We start from the raw sequence: 23,473 nt of genomic DNA on the forward strand, positions 1-23,473 counted from the left end.
TTGACCCGGGGCTTTGGGAGCGCGATGCTGATGCCTGTTTCGGAGGCTCACGACGTCCCTTGACCCAGCACTCGCGCGACACCCCCCAGTTTTACCTCACGGCGCCTTCCCCCTGCCCGTATCTGCCGGGCCGGCATGAGCGCAAGGTGTTCACGCATCTGGTCGGAGACCGGGCCGGCGACCTCAACGACCTCCTGACCCATGGCGGTTTCCGCCGCAGCCAGTCGATCGCCTACCGTCCCGCCTGCGACCAGTGCCGGGCCTGCGTCTCGGTCCGGGTCATCGCCAACGAGTTCCGCCCCTCGCGCAACTTCCGCAAGGTGATGGCCCGCAACGCCGACATCATCGGCGAGCAGCGCAGCGCGGTGCCGACCTCCGAGCAATATTCCGTGTTCCGCGCCTACCTCGACGCCCGCCACCGCCACGGCGGCATGGCCGACATGACGGTGCTCGACTACGCCATGATGGTCGAGGACAGCCACGTCGAGACCCGCATCATCGAATACCGCAAGCGCGGCCCGGACAGCGGCATCACCGGCCGCGGCGAGGAGCTGATCGCGGTGGCGCTCACCGACGTCCTCAGCGACGGCCTGTCGATGGTCTATTCGTTCTTCGATCCTGGCCAGGTCAGCCGCTCGATGGGCACCTTCATGATCCTCGACCACATCGCACGCGCCCGCCGGCAAGGGCTGCCTTACGTCTATCTCGGCTACTGGATCGAAGGCTCCAAGAAGATGGACTATAAGGCCCGCTTCCTGCCGCAGCAGCGCCTCGCCCCGTCAGGCTGGCTCCGCATCGACGCGCAGGGCGACACGGCATCCGAGCCGCAGGATTAGCGAATGGTGAGTGGTGAGTAGCGAATAGGAGAACGACCCCACCTGCTCGCTACTCGCCATTCGCCACTCACCCAAAAAACGTATCGGCCAGCAGCTTCAGATTCAAAATCACGATGATGCCCGCGACGATCCAGGCGACCGCGGCAACCGACATCGGAATCGCGAACTTGCCCATCTTGCGGCGGTCGGAGACGAAGCGGACCAGCGGGATCACCGCGAAAGGCAGCTGCATCGACAGCACGACCTGGCTGAACACGAGCAAATCCGCCGTGCCGCGCTCGCCGTAGATCGCGGTGACGATGATCACGGGAACGATGGCGATGCCGCGCGTCAAGAGGCGGCGCGCCCAGCTGGGCAGGCGCAGGTCGAGAAAGCCCTCCATCACGATCTGGCCGGCGAGCGTCGCAGTGACCGTCGAGTTGAGACCGGAGGCGAGCAGCGCTACCGCGAACAGCGTCGAGGCGATGCCGAGGCCGAGCAGCGGCGACAGCAGCTCGAACGCCTGCTCAATCCCGGCCACGTCGGAATGGCCGCTCTTGTGGAAGGTCGCAGCAGCGACGACGAGGATCGCGGCGTTGATGAACAGCGCCAGCATCAGCGCGATGGTCGAGTCCGTCGTCGCCCATTTGATCGCTTCGCGCCGGCCGGTGTCGTTGCGTTCATAAGCGCGCGTCTGCACGATCGAGGAGTGCAGGTAGAGATTGTGCGGCATCACGGTGGCGCCGATGATGCCGATCGCGATGTAGAGCATGTCGGAATTGGTGAAGATCTCGCTCTTGGGCACGAAACCCCGCAAGACCTCTGCCACCGGCGGAGCCGCCGCCGCGATCTGCACCGCGAAGCAAACGGCGATCACCACCAGCAGCGCGATGACGAAAGCCTCCAGGAAGCGGAAGCCGCGATTCATCAGCAGCAGCAGCAGGAAGGCGTCGAGCGCGGCGATCAATGCGCCGCCAATCAGGGGAATGCCGAACAGCAATTTCAGCGCGATCGCCGTGCCGATCACCTCGGCGAGATCGCAGGCGATGATGGCGGCCTCGCAGGCGAGCCAAAGCAGGAAGTTCACTACCCGCGGATAGGAGGCGCGGCAGGCCTGCGCGAGATCGCGGTCGGTGACGATTCCGAGCCGAGCCGCCAGCGACTGGAGCAGGATCGCCATCAAGTTCGAGATCAGGATGACGGAGAGCAGCGTGTAGCCGAACTTCGACCCGCCGGCGAGATCGGTCGCCCAATTGCCGGGGTCCATGTAGCCGACCGAGACGAGGTAGCCCGGCCCGACGAAGGCCAGCAACCGCCGCCACCACCGGCCGGCGGCCGGAATGGCGACTGTGGAATTGACCTCAGCGAGGCTCTTGGTGATGGGGGCGTCAGCGCGCCAGCCGGCGAGGTCGGGAGTGATGTGGGGTGATCTGGCATCCATGTCGGCAGAATACCCAACTTCGTTCTTATTGCAACTCATTTGCAACTGCATCTAGCGGCGAACGTACCGCCGCGGATTGTGGGGAGATCGCCTCTTGTCGGGAAGCGGGTGGGTTTGGTGGTCATCGGGGGCCAACATCGGCAAATTCGCCTTTACGGGATATGCGCCATGTCAACGCCGCCTCGCCTCCCTGACACTTTCAACCGCCTCGCCTGGTCCAATCTCGCAGCGCAGTCGGCCGAGCAGATTGCGCTCGCGGCAGCGCCCATCGTCGCCGTGCTGACGCTGGGAGTGGCCGAAGGGCAGACCGGCCTGCTCCAGACCGCACTCACCCTGCCCTTCGTCCTGTTCGCCATCCCCGCCGGCGTGCTTGCCGACCGAATTTCCCGCCGCAGGCTGATGGCGAGCGCCGAGGCGCTGCGGGCGGTGGCGCTCGCGGCCGTCGTGCTGCTGCTCGCGCTGGGAGCCCTCAACCTGCCGCTGCTGGCCCTGCTCGGCTTCGCCGCCGTGTGCGGCACCGTCGTTTACAGCGTGGCAGCACCGGCGCTGGTGCCCTCGCTGGTGAGCTCCGACCTGTTGCCGGCGGCCAATGCGCGCATCGAGCTGGCGCGCACCATCGCCTTCGCCAGCGGCCCTGCCCTCGGCGGTGCGCTGGTTGGGTGGTGGGGCGCGAGCCCGGCGTTCGGCTTTGCCGCGGCGCTCTCGGCCATCGCGGTCGTGCTGCTCTCCGGCATCTACGAGCCCGCACGCGCGCCTGCGCCCCGGCGGCATCCGCTCCAAGAGATCCGCGAGGGCGCGGCCTTCGTGTTTCACCATCCGCTGCTGCGGCCGGTCTTCATCACCCAGTTCATCTTCAACACCGGCTGGTTCCTGCAGATCGCCGTGTTCGTGCCCTACGCCGTGCGCCATCTCGGTCTGAGCGCCGCCGGTGTCGGCACGGTGCTGACGATGTACGGCGTCGGCATGGTGATCGGCGCGCTCCTCGCCACGCGCGTGATGAAGCGCATCGCCTTTGGCACTGTGGTGGGCCTCGGCCCCGTCGCCGGCTTTGTCGCCGCCTTGGTGATGGCGCTGACGGTGCTGGTCCCCTCGCCCTGGCTCGCGGGCTTGAGCTTCTTCCTGCTTGGCGTCGGCCCGATCCTGTGGGTGATCTCGACCACAACGCTGCGCCAGTCCGTGACGCCGCCGCGCCTGCTCGGCCGCGTCTCCGCCATCAACATCATGAGCTACAGCGCCCGCCCGCTCGGTTCAGTGCTGGGCGCGCTCGTCGGCGGCCTCTGGAGCGCGGAGGCATGCCTCTATGTCGCCGCCGCATTGTTCGGCATGCAGGCGCTGGTGATCCTGCTGTCCCCGGCGGTGGGACTGGACCGGCAGCCGGACATGGTGGGAGACGAGGTGGCGGCGCGGTGCTGACCACAAGTGCATTGCGAGGAGCGTAGCGACGAAGCAATCCAGGGTCCCTCCGTCGCGGGACTCTGGATTGCTTCGCTGCGTTCGCAATGACGGCGTCTGTTGAGGCCGCGGAGACTAACCCGCCAGATAGCGCTCGTAGCTGCCCCTGACCGGCTCGCTCGCGTCGACTTCCGGATCAAGCGTGTAGAGATCCTGCGCGCGGCCGATGCCGCGCAGCGCGTAGCGGCCGGTGGAGACGAGGTAGCGGCGGCCGGCGGCATCGAGGCCCTTGTAGAATTCGGTCGAGGCCAGGAGCTCACGATCGACCGAGCGGCTCATCGAGGCGATGCGGCTGACCTCGTTGACGGTCGGGCCGACCACGGTGAAATCAAGCCGGTCCTCGCTGCCGATATTGCCGTAGAAGACCTCGCCGACATGCAGGCCGATATAGGCTGACGTGGTCGGACGGCCCTCCGCCGCCCGCCGCTCGTTCAGCGCAGCGACATTCTTGCGGAACAGGTGCTCGGCGCGGAGCGCGGCCCGCCGCGCATCCGCCATGTCCTCGCCCCAGAACATCGCGAGCACCCCGTCGCCGATCAGCTTCAGCACGTCGCCGCCGGCTTCGTGGATCGGATCGATCACGGCCTGCGCATAGTCGTTGAGGAATGGGATGATCTCGTCGGGACCGATGCTCTCGCTGATGCCGGTCGAGCCGCGCAGGTCCGAATACCACAGCACGGCATTGATGCGCTCGGTGACGCCGCGCGAGATGCGCCCGCGCAGCACCTGCTCGGAGGCGTCGCGGCCGAGATAGACGCGGCCGAGCGTGCGCGCGATGTCGACCTGCTGCGCCGACTTGATCGCGAGCCCCAACACCGGAACCAGATCGCGCAGCGCTTCCAGCTCCAGTCCGGAGAACCCGCTCGCGCGGCGGGTGGTCCAGCAGGAATAGAGGCAATCCATCAGGCCGAGCGCGCCGTTCTCTCCGAAGCGGTGGACGAAGGCGAGATAGTGCTTGTGGCCTTTCTCGGCGAGCTCGCCGATCTGCGAGAAATCCATCGACGGCGCATCGGCGAGATCGATCACCATCTCGTCGTGGCCATTCTCGAGCATGTGGAAGAACACCGAGCGGCGCCAGCTCTTGGGCGGCGTCGCCGTCGGCGGTCGAGCCGTATTCGAAGGCATCGCTCTCGTTGCTGGGACGATCGCTCCAGCGGAAGCCGCGGCCTTCATAGATCGGATGCAGCGTGTCGATGACGACGAGGCCACGCGACAATTCCAGCCCCTCGGCGCAGCAACGCTCGCAGAAGCCGCGGAGCAGTTCAATTTCGGGCAGGCCCGTGAGCCCCTGGCCGGTCAGCCAGTTCATCAGCGTAAGGCGCGAGGTCAATTGCATGCGCCATTATGGCGTGCATTCGTGACGAGCGGAAGGCGGATGTCCGCATACAACCCAAAGGCTCCCCGCCGGCAGCAGGTCGAATATGCCGCAGACGCGGTTGACGCGCTCTCGCCGCGGGCTGCAAATGCGCCGATGACACGGCCGATCGGAAATACGAGGACATGACCCAGCGCCAGCTTCCGATCATCCTGGCGCTCGGCACCACGCAGACTCTGGCCTGGGCCTCCAGCTATTATCTGCCGGCGCTGCTCGCCGATCCAATGGGACGCGAGCTCGGTGTCTCCTCCAACTGGATCTTCGGCGCGTTTTCGGCCGCGCTGGTGCTCTCCGCAATGCTGGGCCCGCGCATTGGACGGCAGATCGATCTCGTCGGCGGCCGTCAGGTGCTGTCGGCGTCCAACGTGACCATTGCCGCCGGCCTCGTGCTGCTTGGCATCTCGCAGTCGGTGATGGTGATGGCGATCGCCTGGCTGGTGCTCGGCATCGGCATGGCAATGGGGCTCTACGATGCCGCCTTCGCCGCTTTGGGGCGCATCTACGGCACCGAGGCGCGCAGGCCGATCACCGGCATCACGCTGATGGCGGGCTTCGCCTCCACCGTCGGCTGGCCGCTCACCGCCTGGGGCCTGTCGCATTTCGGCTGGCGCGAAACCTGTTTTGCCTGGGCCGCTGCCAATATCCTGATCGGCCTGCCGCTCAATTTCTTCATGCTGCCGGTCATCAAGGGCGCCAAGCAGGCGGCAGCCGCGGCCGCGAAGCCGCATGTGCCGCTCGACCGCACCATGATCTTGCTGGCCTTCATCTTCGCTGCGGTCTGGACTGTCACCGGCGCGATGGCCGCGCATTTTCCGCGCATCCTGGAGGCGATGGGGGCAACGCCCGCCGAGGCGATCGCGGCCGGCGCATTGATCGGGCCGGCGCAGGTCGGTGCACGCATGTTGGAGGCCGGCTTCCTCAGCCGCTTCCATCCGCTGTGGTCGACGCGGCTCGCCTGCCTCACCCACCCGCTCGGCGCCGTGATCGTCGCAATCTTCGGCGGCGCTGCGGCGAGCGCGTTCGCGTTGTTCCACGGCTCCGGCAACGGCATTCTGACGATCGCCCGCGGCACCCTGCCGCTGTCGATCTTCGGCCCGAAGGATTTCGGCTACCGCCTCGGCATCATCGGCGCGCCGGCACGGATGGCGCAGGCGGTGGCGCCGCTCGCCTTCGGCCTGCTCATCGACCTCATGGGCGCCAAGGTGCTGATTGTCTCATCCGCGCTCAGCCTCTCGGCGCTGGCCGCGCTGTTCCTGATCCGCGCCGGGCGGCGGCCGGATTGACCAGACCTTAGCTTTCGCGCACAAGCGGGCTATGAGCGACGACAACAGCCCGCCCCGCACATTCAAAGGCCTCGTGCGCTGGGCGACCACGCCGCCGCAGGCTTGGGGCGTTTATCTGCTCGCGATCCTCCTGGTCTGGCTGATCTCGTTCTATGCCGGCACGCTGAAACCGAAGAAGACGCCGGAGGCGAGCCCGCCGACAGCAACCGCGCCGAAGGGCTAAGCCACCCTTAGACGCCGGCAATCCATTGTGCCGACGTGAAGTGCTCGAGCGGTGCAAAGCTGCCCTTCGCCAATCCAGCCAGCACCAGCACGACGGCGAGCGTGTCGGCAATCTTGTGCATCGAGGCCGGGCGGCGGCCGGATTGACGCTTGCCCCGACCGGATGCCCTTCCTGTTGGCGCGCTCTTCGACCACATCATGGCGGATAGAGATCGCCATCACCTCGCTTCTCGTCCGGAGGACTGGTTGGCGGATCGTGTGCCGTTAAAGGCACCCCGTTCGCAACCAGTCGCGCGAGCTGCGGCGCGGCGGCGCTGGTACCGACGAGGCGAAACACGGCGCCGCTTCGATTGCCACCGGCGCGTACGCCCTGGAGAGCATCCGACTCGTCGCAAAACAGCGCGTAGTCGGGACCAACTCGCCGTGGGAGGGGCCCGGTTCGTGCGCGGCCCGCCGACGAATAAGGCGACTTGCGTTTCGGCGCCGACAGAATATAGCCGCCCGCCACGTGCACACCCGCGACGCTGTCCGTACCAATCCCGTTAAGGGTGCCCAGGCGAGAAACAAGCGACCCGGTCTTGTCGAACTCTCCACCGGCATATTTGCAGCCGGCCTCGGCCGCGCGGGCCGTCTCCCAGCCGGCATCGACAAAATACGAGCGCTTCGCGCCGGTGCGCATGTTCATGTTCGGATCGGTACGAGCCACATAGGCATGAACCTCGTTCCCCGCCTCGATGCCCTCGACCTTGATCTTCCAATTCCCATGTTTGGGCACCATCCCGGCTCCGGCGATGGTGGGCTCGACCGCAAGCAGCCACACCCTGTTGTCACCCCAGTCAACCGGGGCATACGCGCCGGTGTAGGGCGGAAGAGCGGGTACCGCGGGCGGTGGAGGTGGGGGGCCGGGGGGCGCAGGACCGGTGGTCGACGAGGAGCTACAACCGCCCGGCGAGGTGAGCGTAACAACGACATCGTCGCTGTGGTTCTTCTTCATCCAGACTTCGACAAAGCAGAGCACGGTGTTGTCGGGAGGAAGGCGCCAGGTCCATTCGACATGATCGGGGTCTGCCATGGATTGCCTGAGGAAACGGACGTGGCCCTCGCTCAGATACGTGTTGCCGGCGGACAGGAAGATATCAAGCTTTGGATTTCCGGAAGTACCGTCATAGTAAGTGACAAGCTCCCTCAGCTTCTCCTCGAGCGGCGCGGTGCCATCGTGAGGTCCGGTCGTCGGTCCGTAGCTGACATTGATCACCACGTTCGTTATGCGGGAATCGACAAATGACATGATGTATTCGATTGCGTCCGCGACGTAACCCTTCAGCCAAACGCCGGTCGCATCACGAAGACAACTCTCCGGAAACTGCACGAACACGATATCGGCTTCGCAAGCGGGATCGGTCAAGGGATCTCCGGGATTCCAACTCGGCGGATCGCGCCGCGCGATGCGCGCCGAGGGCGGTATGCGTCCCGCGAGGACGTCCATCACGTGTGCGCCATGCGAACGCTGATGCTTCAAGCTCCTGAAACCCGCATCGGCGTAGCAGCCATCCTCGTCGACCGTGTTCGCCCTCTTGTGCAACAGGATCCAGTCGTCGAGCCCGATCACGCCTGGTACGGATTCGCGAAAGAACTCGAGGCCGTAATTGAAGTCGAACGGCTTCTCGCCGAAAACGTCGGCGCCGACCGGGATCGGGGCTCTGGCTGGATCCTCGTTCTGGTCCCAGATGCCGCGCACGCGTGTCCCGGTTGCGACACCCGCGGTCCATTTGACAAACGGAGCGGCGGCGAACGGACAGCCATCGTCGATCACGCCGATGAGGAGAGATGTTGGTGGTTGTTCGCTCGCGGACCTAACCCGCTGCGCCCCCTTTTCTATGGCTGTCGGCTTCAACGGAAGCGACAACTCGACCCGGGATACGTTGTCGTTCCATGCCCGGAAACTTTCCGACCTGACGGCCGCCTTGTAAGCCCGTATGGTCAGATATCGCGAGTTCGGACTGGTCAATCCGAATTCGGCGCCGAAGATGTCACGACTTAGAGCTCTCACAAAGTCACCGGCCAGCCCGGCGTGCTTAAGCTCCACGAACAGGAATAGCTTGGACTCCCGCTCGTCGAAAAAGTCGAAGTTCTTGAATTCGCTCGCGATTGCGTATCGGAGATACGGGTCAAAGCATCTCGGCAATTCCTCGGCCATGGAATGCACTCCACTTCGGCTGCAGGGACGTGTTTCCTACGGAAATCTTGTCGAAACTTCGTAGTAGGCCTTGTCCCATAGTTCCTTCATTAGGAGGGACTGCGTAACAGTCCCTCCTGTGGTTTCCGAATAGAACTTGTTGGCATTGAGCGCCTGGTCAGCGTGGAAGGGATTGAAGTCCGTCCTGGAGTTGCTGTCCGCGTAGCCCGCGTTGAACGTGCGGCTCTTGGTCCCTGTGCTCCCCAGACAACGGCCGACGAAGTACTCGCCCAAGGCGATACCCAGCATCCGCCCTGCCATGCTGTCGACCGGAAAATGAACTCCGGCCACGACCCGATTGGTTGCGATCCGTGCGGCCTGCCGGTCGAGCTGCTCGACGATCTCCGGGAATCCGGATGTCGACTTCTGCAGGCTCAATAGCCGTTTCAGCACGTAGGCCACCGCATAGGCCTGCGTTGCATGTCCGCTCGGGAAGCTTCCGTGTCCCGGCGTCGTGAGCATCGGCTGTATCTCGGCGTTGTATTCGACCGGCCGCCAGCAGGCCAGCGCATGTTTGAAGCGCATTTCCACGTAGACGCAGAATTGCAGGACCATGTTGATGAGCTCGAACGTGCGCCTGGTCCTCTCGGGATGCAGATAGACGATCGAAGACCAGAAGGCATACTGGGGATCGATCTGCGCCATGATTTCCGTGGCGCGTTCGTTGCGCAGCTCGGCCCAACTCAGGACCATCGCAATCTGGTCTTGAAACGTCGACGCGCTCGGACGTCCGATCTCCGCAATCACGTATGCGGGCGACCGAACCAGGAATGCGTTTGGATCGGTAGCCGACACCTGAAGGGTGATGCCCTGCAGCATCTCCCCGACCGCCGTGTAGGCGCGCACCCACGGCTCCCAGCGATCCAATTGGGCGGGGTCGTCGATCGTTGTCGGCAAGCCCGGCGCGTAAAAATAAAAGTATGGAGGTGTCGAAATTTCGGGAACAACGATCGTCCCTTCGCGAGCGTGGATGAGTGCATCCACCATGATGGGATTGGCCCAGACGTCGCCGAGCGTGCCAATTATCGCCCCACCGGCCCCTCCAGCGCCGCCCGCTCCGCCTGCACCTCCTGCCCCCCCTGCGCCGCCGGCTCCGCCAGCACCACCTGCACCGCCTGCTCCTCCCGCCCCGCCTAGTTGAGCCATTGCCTGCCTCCTTATGAAAACAAGTCGGTATGAGGTTAGTTAGCCTGTCGTCGGTAGTCCTGCCACTTCGAGGCAACGAGCCCAGTGCCTGCCTGTTTCGAGATGCGCATTGGGGAGGCGCCCGATGTATCGATCTACGGTCAAATGCGGCTCGAGCTCGCGCATCTTGCCCAAGGCTTCGCGGGCCTCCGCGACCCGTCCCTGCGAAACGAGTGCGATAGCGAGGACCCGCCACGTGGACGGATGCATGCGATTGAGAATGAGAGATGAGCGCGCGAGCTCTTCCGCCTCGTCGTATCGATGCGCCGATAGAAGCGCCGTGGCGCCCAGGGACTCGAAATAATACCGCTGCGGATCGAGCGGGGAGAGTTTCAGAGCGCGCCGCGTTGCGTCCACGGCTGCCTCGCCGTCGCCTTTGAAGGCGTCGACGGTGCCGCGGTAGAGCCAGCCCAACGCGTGGCTGGGGTTGGCATCGACGGCCTGCTCACACCGCTTTCGGGCAGCGTCCAGGTCCTTCAACATGTGACAATAGACGAAGCCTTCGGTCGCAAGCGCAAGCGCGTCGGACGGGTCACGGTCGAGCGCCGCGCGAGTGGCGCTCAAGGCCTCGGCGGCCTCGCGTTTGCGGTCCTCGGACCAGCCGCGCGTCATGCGCAGGATGTACCAGTTGGCGAGCCAGGCGCGCGGGGCAGCTATTCGGCCGTGGCGATTGATCAGTTCCTCCAGCACCGTCCGGGTCTGGAGAAACTCCTCTCTGCTCGACCGGTGCATCAGGCGGATGCTGCCAAGCAGCAGCGAGTAGCTTTCTAGCGTCGGTAACGGCTGGGTCAGGATATGCTCGACCTCGGCATCGAAGACCGACAGATGCACTGCAGCGGCGATGCGGTGAGCCAGTTCGCTCTCCGGCTGCAGCAGATCGCCGATATTGCCGCTCAGGCGGTCGGTCCAGACGACTTGATTGGTTCGCGCCGCGGACAGCTCCGCCGTCACCAGAATCCGGTCCGCATCGACCACATAGCTGCCGCTGAGAATGTAGGTGGCACCGAGATGCGCCGATACTTCCGCCACATCGCTGACCCTGCCGCGAAATATATTGGTCGACAGACGCGAGATCACCTTGAGGTTCGCCGATCTGGAGAGGCACCAGATCACGCTGTCCGCGATCAGGTTACCGACGTCGAGATGCTCCTCCGCGTCCTTGCGCGCGTCGAAGGGGATGACGGCGATTGTCGGCTCCATGGGAGTTCCATAGTCTCGCCGAGCTGCGAGGCTTGGGTGTGGACTGGCCGGACCAACGCGGTAGGCGCGAACCGGCTTGTCAAAGTGCTTGAGGATACAGTCGCCCAAATCTTCGCACAGCGCATCCACTCCGTGCGTCAGCTCGTCGCGCGCCGCCTCGCTGCCAATCGTCTCCCCCGGACTGGCCAGGCTGGCAAGAGCTGTCGCCAGTTGCTCATGCGCGGCCTCGCTGGCGATGGTTTCACCGGGACCGGCAAGAGTTGCGAGCCGGGCTGCGAGGTTGATACCGGTGCCATAGATGTCGGTGCCGTCACTCCAGGCGGTGGAGGAGTTGATCCCCGCACGAAGCTGGAAGTGTTCATCTTCAGGCCGCCCGGTGTTCTGAACGGAGATACTCCGGTGCATTTCGGCGGCGGCATTGACGGCATCGCGCACGGATTCGAAGCGGGCCATGAGCCCGTCTCCGAGGCTCTTCACGAGGCCGCCGCGATAACGCGGCAGAATTTGGCCGGTGGCAAGTTGGACGAAGTCGGTCCATCGACGCACCGCGGACGCCTCATGCTCCCGCATCAGACGCACGGACTCGACGAGGTCGACCAAGAGGACCACGGTGTCCTGCTGCACGAGGCCCATTGCTCGTCTCTCCGAAGCCCGGCCTCCGCTGACCGGGCTCTCAGGTGAATGGCCCTTAAGGCCGGTACTGCTTCACTTCCTTGATGTTGACCGGACCTTGCCCGGCAGTTGCGAACTCAGCGCACGCACGCCCTCATCGAGCGCACGTCAATCCATACTGCGCAGCTGGCCGCTCGGTTATGAACCAGATCACGATTTGCGAAACGCCCGGGTGGGTCGCAATCGCGACAACTCAAAATGAAAACGCAAACTTCTTCTCGTCATGCGCGAAGTCACGTTCACTCACCGCTAATGCGGGCAGGTCTCGACCTCGACCGTGACGTGGCTGAGGCCCTTCAGCCCCGCGAGCCGCCGCTTGTAGACAGCCGGCTGCTTCGGCTTGTCCGACACCACCGAAAGCAGCACGGCACAATGGCCGGGGCCGACCTGCCAGAGATGCAGGTCGGTGACGCGATCCTCACCGACCTCCATGCGGGCGCGGATCACCCGCTCCAGCTTCTCGTCGGCGCGCACGTCCAGCAACACCGCACCCGATGATTTGATCAGGCCGAATGCCCAGCTGGCGATCACGGCGCTGCCGATCAGGCCCACCGCCGGGTCGGCCCAGATCCAGCCCGAATACATCGCGACGGCAAGCGCTGCGATCGCCAACACGGACGTTGCGGCATCGGTCATGACATGGACATAGGCCGCGCGGAGGTTGTTGTCGTGGTGATGGTGGTGACGATCGTGCTCGTGGTCATGCCCGGCGTGGTCGTCGTGCGCATGGCCATGACCGTGATGGTGATGATCGTGGCTGTCGCGCAGCAGCCACACGCTGGCGAGATTGACGCACAGTCCGAGAGCAGCCACGGACATGGCCTCGCCGTAGACGATCGGCACCGGATTGATCAACCGCAGCACGCTCTCATAGGCGATCTCGACCGCGATCAGGCCGAGGATGATCGCGCTGGCGAAGGCGGCAAGATCGCCGAACTTGCCGGTGCCGAAGGTGAAATGCGCATTCCCCAGATGCCGCCGCGCGAAGCGATAGGCGAAGGCGGCAATGCCGAGCGCCGCCGCATGGGTGCCCATGTGCCAGCCGTCGGCGAGCAGCGCCATCGAACCGAACAGCGAGCCGGCGACGATCTCGCCGACCATCATGACCAGCGTCAGCACGACCACGAACCAGGTGCGGCGCTCGTTGTCGTCGTGCTTCTCGCCCAGGAAGGCGTGGTCATGGGTCCATTGCTCGATGGAATGGGAATGCATCGAATTCTCCCGAAGATTCAGCTCTGTTGGCCTCCAATATAGACGGCAGGCACCAATTTTCTAAGGACCAATGGTCCCGCGGATTGACAGTGCTTCTTAGTTTCGCTGTAATCTGTGCCATGGGGATTTGAGCGATCTCCCCACGAGGCGACAGGCCCAAGCATCGCGTCCCGTTTGGTTCTCGAGGACGCATCATGTCTACATTCACGACCATCTCATCCGACAAAATGGCACGGCTGATCGGCACGGCGAATGCGCCGGTTCTGATCGATGTGCGCACCGAGCAGGATTTCGTCGCCGACCGGCGGCTGATTCCCGGCTCCATCAAGCTCGGCCACGACAACGTGGCGGAATGGGGCGGCGCCTTCGGCGGCCGCCGCGCCGTGGTCTCCTGCCTCCGCGGCGAGAAGCTCGCGCAAGGCACCGCGGCCTGGTTACGCCAGCTCGGCGCGCAGGCCGAAACGCTGGAGGGCGGCTTCGAGGGCTGGAAGGCGGCCAAGCTGCCGCTGGTCGACGCCCGCAAGCTGCCGCCGCGCGATGCCAAGGGGCGCACCGTCTGGGTGACGCGGGCGCGGCCGAAGGTCGACCGCATCGCCTGCCCGTGGCTGATCCGCCGCTTCATCGATCCGGCCGCAGTGTTCCTCTATGTCGCGCCGTCCGAGGTGGTCGCCGTCGGCGAGCGGTTCGGCGCAGCGCCCTTCGACATCGAGAACGTGTTCTGGAGCCACCGCGGCGAGCTCTGCACCTTCGACGTGATGATCGAGGAGTTCGGCATCGCGACTCCGCCCCTGCTGCGCCTCGCGACGCTGGTGCGCGGCGCCGACACCGCGCGACCCGACCTCGCACCGGAGGCGCCCGGCCTGCTCGCAGCCTCGCTCGGGCTGTCGCGCATGTATGACGACGACCTCGAGCAGCTCGAGGCCGGCATGCTGCTCTATGATGCCTTCTACCGCTGGTGCCGCGACGCCACCACCGAGACCCACAACTGGCCGACCAACAAGGTGAAGGCGTAATGGACGTTCGCGCCGATCAAACGGGAGCTGGTGCCGGTCACGGCATCAGCTTCAGCGAAGCTTTCCGCGTCTGGCTCCGTGTCGCCTGCTTGAGCTTTGGCGGGCCCGCGGGCCAGATCGCCGTGATGCACCGCATCCTGGTCGAGGAGAAGAAGTGGATCTCCGAGGGCCGTTTCCTGCATGCGCTGAACTATTGCATGCTGCTGCCGGGACCCGAGGCGCAGCAGCTCGCGACCTATGTCGGCTGGCTGATGCATCGCACCGCCGGCGGGCTGATGGCGGGCGGGCTGTTCATCCTGCCCGGCATCATCGCCATCATGGGCCTCAGCTACATCTATGCTGCCTTCGGCAATGTCAGCTTCGTCGAGGCGCTGTTCTTCGGGCTCAAGGCGGCCGTGCTCGCCATCGTCGTCGAGGCCGTAGTGCGCGTCGGCAAGCGCGCGCTGAAGAACCGCATCATGATCGCGCTCGCGGCCGCGGCCTTCGTCGCGATCTTCTTCTTCGCGGTCCCCTTCCCGATCATCATCATCGCTGCCGGCCTCATCGGCTATGCCGGCGCCCGAAGCGGCCGTCCGGAATTCGCGCCGGCCGGCCACGGCCATGGCGGCGGCGGCGCGATCGACAGCATGCTGGGCGAGGCCGTGCCCGATCACGTCCGCCCCAACACGGCGCGCGCGATCCGCGTCGGTGCATTGTGGCTGGCGCTTTGGCTGGTGCCGGTGATCGCGCTGCTAATGGGCTTCGGCGAGGCCAACGTATTTAGCCAGATCGCCTTGTTCTTCTCGAAGATGGCGCTGGTCACGTTCGGCGGCGCCTATGCGGTGCTGGCCTATGTCGCCCAGCAGGCGGTCGAGCATTATCATTGGCTCAAGCCGCATGAGATGCTCGACGGTCTCGGCATGGCCGAGACCACGCCGGGCCCGCTGATCATGGTGCTGCAATTCGTGGGCTTCATGGCGGCCTATCGCGACCCCGGCGGACTGTCGCCGATGCTGGCGGCAACCTACGGCGGCCTGCTCGCGACCTGGGTCACCTTCACGCCCTGCTTCCTCTGGATCTTCGTCGGCGCCCCCTATATCGAGCGCTTGCGCGGCAACACCGGCCTCGCCGGCGCGCTCAGTGCGATCACCGCCGCCGTCGTCGGCGTGATCCTCAACCTCTCGATCTGGTTCACGCTGCATACCCTGTTCCGCGAGACGGTGCCGGTGCATGCGTTTCCGCTGAACTTCGACATGCCGGTGCTGAGAAGCGTCGACGTGCCGGCCCTGGTGCTGGCGATCGCGGCGGCCACCGCGATCTTCCGCTTCAAGCTCGGCATGCTGACGGTGCTCGCGGGCAGCTGCGCGGCGGGCGTGGCGTTGCGGATGGCCGGGGTGATCTGATGCCAGGGACGTGACTAATCGTGAGTCCAGGATGAGTTGGAACGCCGCGGCCGAACGCCACCTAAGCAGGGGGTTTGGAGAAACAGCGATGCGTTTCATTCTGGCTTTGAGTTTTCTGATCACCTTGGTCGGCGCTGCCGACGCCGCACAGCCGCGTCATTCACACCGGCGGCACGCGATTGTGCATTCCGGTCAGGGTATGGTCCCGTCCGGTCCAGCTTCGGGCTTCGCCTACGCGCCGCCGCCGGAAACCTCAGCTTATCCTGGCGCCACTGAACCTTATTTCGGCGCTTCTCAAGGTTACGCGCCCGGCGAAAAGGAGCGGTTTCTCCGCAGCTTGTTCAGTCCATAGACCCGTTCCACCTTGGGCCGGCTCGCTGATGCCGCGGGAAAGCTGCTGAGTCGAACTCAGCAGCCTTCCCTTATTCATGTATAAGCTTCACGTATAAGCGCCGACGTTTGTTAGCGTCGGGTTGGATCGTTTGTGCCGCCCGGACGGATGGTCTGAGGACCGCCCTGGCCGGAACCCGCGCCACTGCCGCCGGCGCCTACGCTGGATCCCGTCGAACTGCCGGTACCTGCATCGCCCGCTCCTGTTCCACCCGCCGCGCCGCTCGTTCCGCCGCTGGTTCCTCCGGCCCCGGCGCTAGCGCCCGCACCTGCGCCGCCCGCTCCACCTGCGCCTGCCCCGCCTCCGGCACCTCCGCCCGCCTGCGCATGGGCGAACCCGATCGACGCGCCAGCAAGCAACGCACACATGGCTACTGAGAAGATTGTCTTTCGCATGGTTCAAACTCCGATTGACGATGACATGCCAATCGAAGCCGCGCGCAAACGTTCCTGATGATATTCGTCGGAGGCTTTCAACATCGCTAGGAACGATGTTGCGCAACGTTCAATTGATTCCAGTCCCGCGGCCACTCGACGTACCCTTCCGCGTAGCGCGCACGACTCATCACATGGCGGGCTTCGATCCTGGCCGCCGGCTACCGCATCATCATCCGCGCGATCGCTTCCCCGATCGCCACCGTCGTGAAGTGCGTGTTGGCGCGGCAATCGGACGGCATGATCGAGGCGTCGGCGACGCGAAGGCCGCTGATCCCTTTCACGGTACCGTCGGGGTTGACCACGCCATCGTCGTTCCCGCCGCTCATGCGGCAGCTGCCGGCGGCATGCTGGATGTCGCCGGTCTCGCGGCGCAGCACCGCGTCGAGCTCGTGATCGGGCAGGCTGGCGGCCTGCGGCAGCGTCAGATCCGTGTCAGCGAGCCTGATCCAGTCGGCGATGCCTGACAGCGCCGGCTGCGACGTGATGACCGCGAGCCGTTTCACCGCATCGATCATGCGCAGCATGTCGCGCGGATCGGCCAGCATGTTCTCCTCGACGACCGGATCGATCGCAGGATCGGTCGAGGTCAGCTTGAGCGTCCCGCGCGAATAGGCGTTGAACAGCCCCGCGCCGATCGCTCCGGGGTTCCCGATGCCGCGATGATTGAAGGCGATCAGGATCATGTCGCGCTTGCCGCCATTGGCGAGGCCGGAGGAATAGGTCACGCAGCAATTGGTGTGGCGCGTATCGGGATCGGTGGGACGAAGCTCGTCCCGGAGCTGGATCGTGGCGCGAAACAGCGGATGATCGAAGAAATGGCGGCCGACCGGCAGATCGCGCGCGACCGCGATCCCCATTGCCTTCAATTCCTCGGCCGGCCCGATGCCCGAGCGCAGCAGGATCGCCGGACTGTGGATGGCGCCGGCGCACAGCACGATCTGGCGTGCGCTGATCTCGTGGGTGCCCTGCCCCTCGACATGAACGCGGACGCCGGTCGCCCGCCCGTCGCTGATCAGCACGCGATCGACCAGCGCATGCCCGCGGATCTCCAGGTTGGCGCGCCCGCGCGCGGGCTCGAGATAGCCCTCGTTGGTGGTGATGCGGCGCAAGTTGCGGCTGTTGATGGGGTAGCACGCAACGCCCTCGCCGTCCGGACCATTGACGTCGGCGCACCAGGGATAGCCGCTCGCCAACGCCGCATCGCGCAAGCCGCGATCGATCGGGCCCCACTTTTCAGGAGGCGCGCGGTAGACCGGCAGCGGCCCGCCGCGGCCATGGCCCTCGACATCGCCGAATTCCAGATCGTCCTCGATCACCGAGAACAGCGGCATCACCTCTTTCGCCGACCAGCCGGTGCAGCCATTGGCCGCCCATTCGTCGAACGCGTCGGCAACGCCGCGGATCGCGATCTGGCCGTTCATCATCGACGAGCCGCCGAGCCCCTTGCCGCGCCAGTAGAAGCGCGGCTCCTGCCCCGCGACGCGGCGCGTCAGAAGATCGGGCCATTGCCATTTCTCCTGATACTCGCGCTTGTGGATGATCGGGATCGGATTCGGCGTCCTAACCTCCCAGGGCGCCTCGTCGGCGCGCCAATCGAGCCCCGCTTCGAGCAGCAGGACCCGCCGTGCGGGATCTTCGGAGAGCCTTGCGGCCACGGCGGCGCCGGCGGAGCCGCCGCCGACAACAATGACATCGTGCATCGCGCTACTTCTCAACGTTCCAGAACACCGGGATGGCGGACGGTATCAGACCGCGCAAAGTCGCGCGATAGGCGGCCGGCTGCGCGAACTGGCCCCACGGGATTCCGGGCGCCTGATCGTACATGACGGCCTGGATCTCGCCCGCGATCTTCTTCCGGTCCGCCTCGGCCGGCGCCTTGGCGAAGGCTTCCATCAGCGGGGTGATACGCGCATCGCATTGCCAGCCGGTGAAGTCGGCACAGTTGAAGGCGACCATGACATTGGTCAGCGGCGAGCCGAGGTCAAAGCCGCCGGCGTGAACGCCATAGACGCTCCAGCCCTCCTTCTTGGCGCGGCGCGCCAGCACGCTCGCCCAGTCCATCACCTGCAGATCGACATTGAAGCCGGCCGCCTTCAGCCGCTCGGCGAGCACCTGCGCCGAAACGCGCGGGGCTTCGAGATCGTTGGCCTGCATCACGATGACGGGCTCGCCGGCATATTTGGTCGCCTTCAGTGCAGCCTTCGCCGCTTCGATCGAAGGCTTTGCGGCGGCTTCCGTGCCGGCCTTGCTCTCGTATGTGGTGCCGCAGGTGAAGTAGGTCGCGCAAGGGGTGGCGTATTTGGCGTCGAGCCCGAGCGCATCCAGCACTTCGCGCTGGTCGACTAGCTTCCACAGCACGCGGCGGATTTCCGGATCATCGAACGGCTTCGATGCGGCGTTGAGACGGTAGGCGCCGGCGAACATGTTGCCGCCGGTGAAGTTGACGAGCTTGACGCGCGAGTTCTTCTCCAGCTGCGGCAACAGATCGAACGGCGCGTACTGCATGAAATCGACTTCGCCGGCCTGCAGCGCAGAGGCTGCGGTCGCACCATCGGGAATGACGCGGATCTCGAGCGTGTCGACATTGACGCGCTTGCCGCCGGCCAGGAAGTCCGCGGGCTCGGGGCGCGGCACATAGTCGCCGAACTTCTTCAGGATCATGCGGTCGCCGGTGCGGTGGTCGGCCTTGCTGTAGACGAACGGGCCGGAGCCGACGATCTCGGTGATGCGCTGGTCGCCGGGCGTCTTCGCGATGCGCTCGGGCATCATGAAAGCGACCGGGCTGACGGGATTGCCGAGCGCGTCGATGACGAGCCCGGACGGCTCCTTCAGCGTCAGCACGAAGGTTTTCGCATCGACCGGCTCGAGCGACGCCGTGATCGCAAAAATGCGGCGGCCGAGCGCGCTGCGGGTGCCCCAGCGGCGCAGCGAGGCCACGCAATCGGCTGATGTGACGGGCTGGCCGTCGTGCCATTTCAGGCCGTCGCGCAGCGTGAACGTATAGGTCAAGCCATCGGGCGAGACCTTCCAGTCCTGCACCATTTGCGGCTTGATGTCGCCCTTGGCATCCTTCGCAAACAGCGTGTCGAACACCATGTAGCCGAACGTGCGCGAAATATAGGCCGTGGAGAAATGCGGATCGAGCGTGACGATCTCCGCCTCGAGCACCGCGACGAGATTGCCCGCCGCATGCGCGGGCGCCGCCACCAGCGCAAGGCCGAACAGCGCGGGAATAAAAGCCTTCAGTTTGAGCATTGGGTGTTTTTGCCTTTGACCAGCCGTTTGCAGTCGTCAGGAAAAAGCAATGTTCGTGCCCGCACGTATGCGCTCATAGCTAGCTGCCACGCGTTTGCAGGATTCACACTTTTAAGTTGGTGAGCGGCGCTATCGCACCTCGTCATTGCGAGCGCAGCGAAGCAATCCAGAGTGTCTCCGCGGTGGGATTCTGGATTGCTTCGCTGCGCTCGCAATGATGGTGGGGAAGCAGAGTGCACAACACTCTCGTGCCCCGGACGCAGCGCAGCGTCACTTCGACGGTGCGCTGCTGAGCCGGGGCCCATGTCGCCGAGCAATCCGTGCAGCGTGGGTCCCGGCTCTGCGCAGCAACGCAAGATGCGTTGCAGCGCATCCGGGACACCAGAGTGCCCTACCCGATCACCCGGCCGAACTTGTTCGACTTCGGGAAGCCCTTCGGTGGCAGGCGGCCGGCGTCGGCGCGCGTGCCCTGCCACTCCGCCAGCTCCTTCATGGTCGCGGAGAATTCGCGTCCTGCGGAGTCCTTCCAGGTCAGGCCCGCCTTGGCGTCGAATACCGTAACGTCGGACAGGCCGCCATCCTTATATTTCTGCAGGCGCACGCCGCGGCCGCGCGCCATTTCCGGCACCTGGTCGAGCGGGAAGACCAGCATCTTGCGGTTCTCGCCGATGACCGCGACGGTGTCGCCCGTCACCTCGGTGATCGCGCGCGCCTCGTTCGGCATGTCGACGTTGAGGACCTGCTTGCCCTTCTTCGTGGTGCCGACGCAATCGTCCTCGTTGACGACAAAGCCCTGGCCTTCGTGGCTGGCGACCAGGAACTTGCGTCCGCCCTTGTTGACGAACAGCGCGACGGGCGCGGCCTCCTGCTCCAAATCGATGAACAGGCGGATCGGCTCGCCGTGACCCCGGCCGCCAGGCAGCTTGGCAACGTCGAGCGAGTAGAACTTGCCGTTGGTGGCGAACAGCAGCAGCTTCGAGGTCGTCTCGGCGAAGAACGCGAAGCCGAGCTTGTCGTCCTGCTTGAAGGCGAGGCCCGAGAGATCCTCGACATGCCCCTTCATGGTGCGGATCCAGCCCTTGTCGGAGACGACCACCGTCACCGGCTCGCGCTCGACGAAGGCCTCCTCGATCGCGGCGAGGTCGTGCTCCGGCGCATCCGCAAAGGTGGTGCGACGCTTGCCGAGCGGCGTTTTCGGTCCGAACATGTCGCGGACCTTGCCGACCTGCTCGCCGACCTTCTTCCACTGCTCGGCTTCGGAGGCGAGCACCGCATTGATGCCCTTGAGCTCGGCGCGGAGGTTCTTGTCCTCGGTGCGGATCTCCATCTCCTCGAGCTTGCGCAAGGAGCGCAGGCGCATGTTGAGGATGGCTTCCGCCTGTACTTCGGTGAGCCTGAACGCCTTCATCAGCTCGGGCTTCGGCTCGTCCTCGGTGCGGATGATCCTGATCACCTTGTCGATGTTCAGATAGGCGATCAGGAAGCCGCCGAGCACTTCCAGCCGGTGCTCGATCTGCGCCTTGCGATAGTTGCTGCGGCGGATCAGCACGTCGCGCAGATGGTCGAGCCATTCGCGCAAGCACTCCGCGAGCCCCACGACCTTGGGGATGCGCCCCTTGATCAGGACGTTGAGGTTCAGCGGAATCTTGTTCTCGAGCTCGGTGAGGCGGAACAGTGATTCCATCATCAGCGCTGGATCGACGTTCTTCGACTTCGGCTCGATCACGATGCGGACGTCTTCGGCCGACTCGTCCCTGATGTCGCCGACCAGCGGCAGCTTCTTCTGGTCGAGCAGCTCGGCGACCTTTTCGATGAGGCGCGACTTCTGCACCAGGAACGGAATCTCGGTGACGACGACCACCCAGGTGCCGCGCGAACCCTCCTCCTGCGTCCACCGCGCCCGAACGCGGAACGAGCCGCGGCCGGTGGTGTAGGCCTCCGCGATCGCCTGCTTGGAATCGACGATGATGCCGCCGGTCGGGAAGTCCGGGCCCTTGACCCACTTCAAGAGTGCCTTCGACTTCGCGTCGGGCTTCTCGATCAGGTGCAGCGCGGCATCGCACAGCTCGGCGGCGTTGTGCGGCGGGATCGAGGTCGCCATGCCGACCGCGATGCCCTGCGCACCATTGGCGAGCAGGTTCGGGAAGCCGCCGGGCAGCACGATGGGCTCTTTCGACTGGCCGTCGTAATTGGCGCGGAATTCGACGCCGTCCTCGTCGATGCCCTCGAGCAGAAGCCGCGCGACGTCGGTCATGCGCGCTTCGGTGTAACGATAGGCGGCGGGGTTATCGCCGTCGATATTGCCAAAATTACCCTGGCCGTCGACCAGCGGATAGCGCGAGGAGAAATCCTGCGCGAGGCGCACCATGGCGTCGTAGATCGCCTGGTCGCCGTGCGGATGGAACGAGCCCATCACGTCGCCGACGATCTTGGCCGATTTCTTGAAGGCCGTGCCGGGGTCAAGCCTGAGCAGGCGCATGCCGTAGAGGATGCGCCGGTGCACCGGCTTCAGGCCGTCGCGCGCGTCCGGCAGCGCACGGTGCATGATGGTCGAGAGGGCATAAGCGAGATAGCGCTCTTCCAGCGCCTCACGCAGCGGCACCTCGTGGATTTCAGCCGGTTCTTCCGGCGGAACGATTCGTTTTCCCATGCCGCCCGGTTAAACCGTGGAAGCGAATCGGGCAAGGATCGAATGGTTCCCTGTGGGCGGCCTGCTAGCCTGCCCAGCCGGCTGTGACGGTCTGGGTTGGGGCCGGACCAGGTGTTTGCGCAGGCGCCGGCGCATTGGTCAGGCAACGGCGGGCGGTCTCGATCTCGGCGTCGGTCGCGCCCCGTGACCGCGCCCATGTCTCTGCAGTGGCAGCGGAATATTTCGCCACATAGTACCGCACCACCGTGCACGAGGCCCGGCGAAACGCCCCGGGCTGCGGCTCACCGGCCATGGCGTCGGGCGCGAACGCAAGCAGCGTCGCGGACAAGGCGAATCCCTTGATCAACATTTGGGCTGTCCCCCGATGTGGAACCTGACGGCCAATCCGCTCAGGCCGATTTCGTTCCAGGGAACTGCATGCTGCTGGGCAAGGCTGGCCAGCTATTCCGTCATGGCGCCGGGATCGCCGCTCTCGCCTGCTGCCGCATCAGGGCGTTGATGAAGCCGGCCCGCGCATCGGAATGGCCTTGGCCGCGCGGCTCCAGCACGTGGCGGAGCAGGAACAGGCCGGTGAGCCGAAAACCGTCCTGGAGATCTTGCTCGGTGAGATCGCCCGCCGTTTCGCCCTTGCGCAGGAATGGCGGCAGGCGCAACAGCCGGTCGCGCCACGGCTCGCCCGCTCCGCGCGATACCGCGCCGCCGGATTTTGGCGAGACATAGATCAGGTTCGTGGTCTCGCCGGTCACCGCGCAATTGTCCAGCGCCAGGCCGAAGCCCAGCTCGGCGAGCATCGCCAGCTCGAAATGGATCAGGTGCACGGCCGCGCTGCCGATGTCGTCGAAATCGTCGAGCGAATGTTCGAGCAGCGCAAAGATGTCCTCATGCGGATCGCGCTCCGGCAGCAGCCGCGCGATCGAGGCGAGATGGGTGACGCCATAGACGCCGTGGGACGATGCCAGCAGCGTTGCCGCGCGCAGCTTCAATCCCTCGATCGCATAGGTGCCCAGATGCTCGTCGAGCCGCGCCCGCCACACCGCACTGACGCTGTTCCCCGGCTGCAGCAGCGGCCGCATCCGCGAGCCGGCGCCACCGCGGACGAGGCCGAGATGCCGGCCATGCGCGCGCGTCAACAGCTCGACGATGGCGCTTGATTCGCCATGCCGCCGGACACCCAGCACGATGCCTTCGTCGGTCCATTCCATGTGCTAAGTATAGCGGGATATGCCTTTATGCAGAAGTTCGGACACGCCCG

Annotated in this window: 17 protein-coding genes and 1 pseudogene; 7 read left to right on the forward strand and 11 right to left on the reverse strand. The window is 65.2% G+C overall.

Annotation, left to right across the window (positions count from 1 at the left end; translation table 11 throughout):
- Positions 1-59: 59 nt before the first annotated feature.
- Positions 60-836 carry an arginyltransferase gene (locus ACVWYQ_RS06895; protein ID WP_225151846.1) on the forward strand — a complete coding sequence of 259 codons (777 nt, stop codon included), beginning with the start codon at positions 60-62 and terminating at the stop codon, positions 834-836.
- Positions 837-903: 67 nt separating this feature from the next.
- On the opposite strand, the gene ACVWYQ_RS06900 is transcribed toward ACVWYQ_RS06895, so the two are convergent.
- On the reverse strand, positions 904-2,256 hold the full coding sequence (locus tag ACVWYQ_RS06900; RefSeq protein ID WP_157283487.1) for an Nramp family divalent metal transporter: 1,353 nt from the start codon (positions 2,254-2,256) through the stop codon (positions 904-906).
- A gap of 168 nt (positions 2,257-2,424) precedes the next feature.
- On the opposite strand from ACVWYQ_RS06900, the gene ACVWYQ_RS06905 reads away from it, so the two are divergent.
- Positions 2,425-3,669, forward strand: a complete 1,245-nt coding sequence (locus tag ACVWYQ_RS06905; protein ID WP_275499958.1) for an MFS transporter — start codon at positions 2,425-2,427, stop codon at positions 3,667-3,669.
- Between the two features lie 114 nt (positions 3,670-3,783).
- On the opposite strand, the pseudogene ACVWYQ_RS06910 reads toward ACVWYQ_RS06905, so the two are convergent.
- Positions 3,784-5,044: pseudogene (locus ACVWYQ_RS06910) on the reverse strand (adenylate/guanylate cyclase domain-containing protein).
- Between the two features lie 164 nt (positions 5,045-5,208).
- Between ACVWYQ_RS06910 and ACVWYQ_RS06915 the strand changes: the two are divergent.
- Both ACVWYQ_RS06915 and ACVWYQ_RS06920 read left to right on the forward strand, forming a co-directional pair.
- Entirely contained in the window at positions 5,209-6,366 is a 1,158-nt protein-coding gene (locus ACVWYQ_RS06915; RefSeq protein ID WP_404540739.1) for an MFS transporter, read from the forward strand.
- Between the two features lie 31 nt (positions 6,367-6,397).
- A complete protein-coding gene (locus tag ACVWYQ_RS06920; protein ID WP_157283483.1) occupies positions 6,398-6,589 on the forward strand; it encodes a hypothetical protein in 192 nt (63 codons plus the stop codon).
- A gap of 195 nt (positions 6,590-6,784) precedes the next feature.
- Here the strand turns inward: ACVWYQ_RS06920 and ACVWYQ_RS06925 are convergent, their stop codons facing one another.
- From ACVWYQ_RS06925 to dmeF, 4 genes are all read right to left on the reverse strand, one after another.
- Positions 6,785-8,785: a S8/S53 family peptidase gene (locus ACVWYQ_RS06925; protein WP_404540737.1), complete on the reverse strand. Its 2,001-nt coding sequence runs from the start codon at positions 8,783-8,785 to the stop codon at positions 6,785-6,787.
- Positions 8,786-8,821: 36 nt separating this feature from the next.
- A complete protein-coding gene (locus ACVWYQ_RS06930; RefSeq protein ID WP_404540735.1) occupies positions 8,822-9,970 on the reverse strand; it encodes a phosphatase PAP2 family protein in 1,149 nt (382 codons plus the stop codon).
- Positions 9,971-10,009: 39 nt separating this feature from the next.
- Positions 10,010-11,842 carry an adenylate/guanylate cyclase domain-containing protein gene (locus tag ACVWYQ_RS06935; RefSeq protein ID WP_456725539.1) on the reverse strand — a complete coding sequence of 611 codons (1,833 nt, stop codon included), beginning with the start codon at positions 11,840-11,842 and terminating at the stop codon, positions 10,010-10,012.
- 288 nt (positions 11,843-12,130) lie between these two features.
- Positions 12,131-13,093, reverse strand: a complete 963-nt coding sequence (gene dmeF, locus ACVWYQ_RS06940; protein WP_404540732.1) for a CDF family Co(II)/Ni(II) efflux transporter DmeF — start codon at positions 13,091-13,093, stop codon at positions 12,131-12,133.
- A gap of 194 nt (positions 13,094-13,287) precedes the next feature.
- Between dmeF and ACVWYQ_RS06945 the strand changes: the two genes are divergently transcribed.
- The 3 genes from ACVWYQ_RS06945 (at position 13,288) to ACVWYQ_RS06955 (ending at position 15,840) form a co-directional block, all read left to right on the forward strand.
- Entirely contained in the window at positions 13,288-14,106 is an 819-nt protein-coding gene (locus ACVWYQ_RS06945) for a chromate resistance protein ChrB domain-containing protein (protein WP_404540730.1), read from the forward strand.
- Complete coding sequence (gene chrA, locus ACVWYQ_RS06950; RefSeq protein ID WP_404540729.1) at positions 14,106-15,488, forward strand: chromate efflux transporter; 1,383 nt, start codon at positions 14,106-14,108, stop codon at positions 15,486-15,488. The genes ACVWYQ_RS06945 and chrA overlap by 1 nt, the downstream gene beginning before the upstream one ends.
- Positions 15,489-15,576: 88 nt before the next feature.
- Positions 15,577-15,840, forward strand: a complete 264-nt coding sequence (locus ACVWYQ_RS06955; protein WP_404540727.1) for a hypothetical protein — start codon at positions 15,577-15,579, stop codon at positions 15,838-15,840.
- Between the two features lie 634 nt (positions 15,841-16,474).
- Here the strand turns inward: ACVWYQ_RS06955 and ACVWYQ_RS06960 are convergent.
- The 5 genes from ACVWYQ_RS06960 to recO all read right to left on the reverse strand — a co-directional run bounded on the left by ACVWYQ_RS06960 (position 16,475) and on the right by recO (position 23,423).
- A complete protein-coding gene (locus ACVWYQ_RS06960) occupies positions 16,475-18,016 on the reverse strand; it encodes a GMC family oxidoreductase (RefSeq protein WP_404540725.1) in 1,542 nt (513 codons plus the stop codon).
- 4 nt (positions 18,017-18,020) lie between these two features.
- Positions 18,021-19,571, reverse strand: a complete 1,551-nt coding sequence (locus tag ACVWYQ_RS06965) for an ABC transporter substrate-binding protein (RefSeq protein ID WP_404540723.1) — start codon at positions 19,569-19,571, stop codon at positions 18,021-18,023.
- 391 nt (positions 19,572-19,962) lie between these two features.
- Complete coding sequence (parC, locus tag ACVWYQ_RS06970; RefSeq protein WP_404540721.1) at positions 19,963-22,221, reverse strand: DNA topoisomerase IV subunit A; 2,259 nt, start codon at positions 22,219-22,221, stop codon at positions 19,963-19,965.
- Positions 22,222-22,285: 64 nt separating this feature from the next.
- Positions 22,286-22,570, reverse strand: a complete 285-nt coding sequence (locus tag ACVWYQ_RS06975; protein ID WP_404540719.1) for a hypothetical protein — start codon at positions 22,568-22,570, stop codon at positions 22,286-22,288.
- 100 nt (positions 22,571-22,670) lie between these two features.
- Entirely contained in the window at positions 22,671-23,423 is a 753-nt protein-coding gene (recO, locus tag ACVWYQ_RS06980) for a DNA repair protein RecO (RefSeq protein WP_271538098.1), read from the reverse strand.
- Positions 23,424-23,473 lie beyond the last annotated feature (50 nt).

This window comes from Bradyrhizobium sp. USDA 3397, assembly GCF_054060965.1.

Bases quoted from the DNA above. Each gene is read 5' to 3' on its own strand.
- ACVWYQ_RS06900 (WP_157283487.1), bottom strand. From the start codon at position 2,256: ATGGATGCCAGATCACCCCACATCACTCCCGACCTCGCCGGCTGGCGC.
- chrA (WP_404540729.1), top strand. From the start codon at position 14,106: ATGGACGTTCGCGCCGATCAAACGGGAGCTGGTGCCGGTCACGGCATC.
- ACVWYQ_RS06905 (WP_275499958.1), top strand. From the start codon at position 2,425: ATGTCAACGCCGCCTCGCCTCCCTGACACTTTCAACCGCCTCGCCTGG.
- recO (WP_271538098.1), bottom strand. From the start codon at position 23,423: ATGGAATGGACCGACGAAGGCATCGTGCTGGGTGTCCGGCGGCATGGC.
- ACVWYQ_RS06925 (WP_404540737.1), bottom strand. From the start codon at position 8,785: ATGGCCGAGGAATTGCCGAGATGCTTTGACCCGTATCTCCGATACGCA.
- ACVWYQ_RS06920 (WP_157283483.1), top strand. From the start codon at position 6,398: ATGAGCGACGACAACAGCCCGCCCCGCACATTCAAAGGCCTCGTGCGC.
- dmeF (WP_404540732.1), bottom strand. From the start codon at position 13,093: ATGCATTCCCATTCCATCGAGCAATGGACCCATGACCACGCCTTCCTG.
- ACVWYQ_RS06935 (WP_456725539.1), bottom strand. From the start codon at position 11,842: ATGGGCCTCGTGCAGCAGGACACCGTGGTCCTCTTGGTCGACCTCGTC.
- ACVWYQ_RS06955 (WP_404540727.1), top strand. From the start codon at position 15,577: ATGCGTTTCATTCTGGCTTTGAGTTTTCTGATCACCTTGGTCGGCGCT.
- ACVWYQ_RS06960 (WP_404540725.1), bottom strand. From the start codon at position 18,016: ATGCACGATGTCATTGTTGTCGGCGGCGGCTCCGCCGGCGCCGCCGTG.
- ACVWYQ_RS06965 (WP_404540723.1), bottom strand. From the start codon at position 19,571: ATGCTCAAACTGAAGGCTTTTATTCCCGCGCTGTTCGGCCTTGCGCTG.
- parC (WP_404540721.1), bottom strand. From the start codon at position 22,221: ATGGGAAAACGAATCGTTCCGCCGGAAGAACCGGCTGAAATCCACGAG.
- ACVWYQ_RS06945 (WP_404540730.1), top strand. From the start codon at position 13,288: ATGTCTACATTCACGACCATCTCATCCGACAAAATGGCACGGCTGATC.
- ACVWYQ_RS06975 (WP_404540719.1), bottom strand. From the start codon at position 22,570: ATGTTGATCAAGGGATTCGCCTTGTCCGCGACGCTGCTTGCGTTCGCG.
- ACVWYQ_RS06915 (WP_404540739.1), top strand. From the start codon at position 5,209: ATGACCCAGCGCCAGCTTCCGATCATCCTGGCGCTCGGCACCACGCAG.
- ACVWYQ_RS06930 (WP_404540735.1), bottom strand. From the start codon at position 9,970: ATGGCTCAACTAGGCGGGGCGGGAGGAGCAGGCGGTGCAGGTGGTGCT.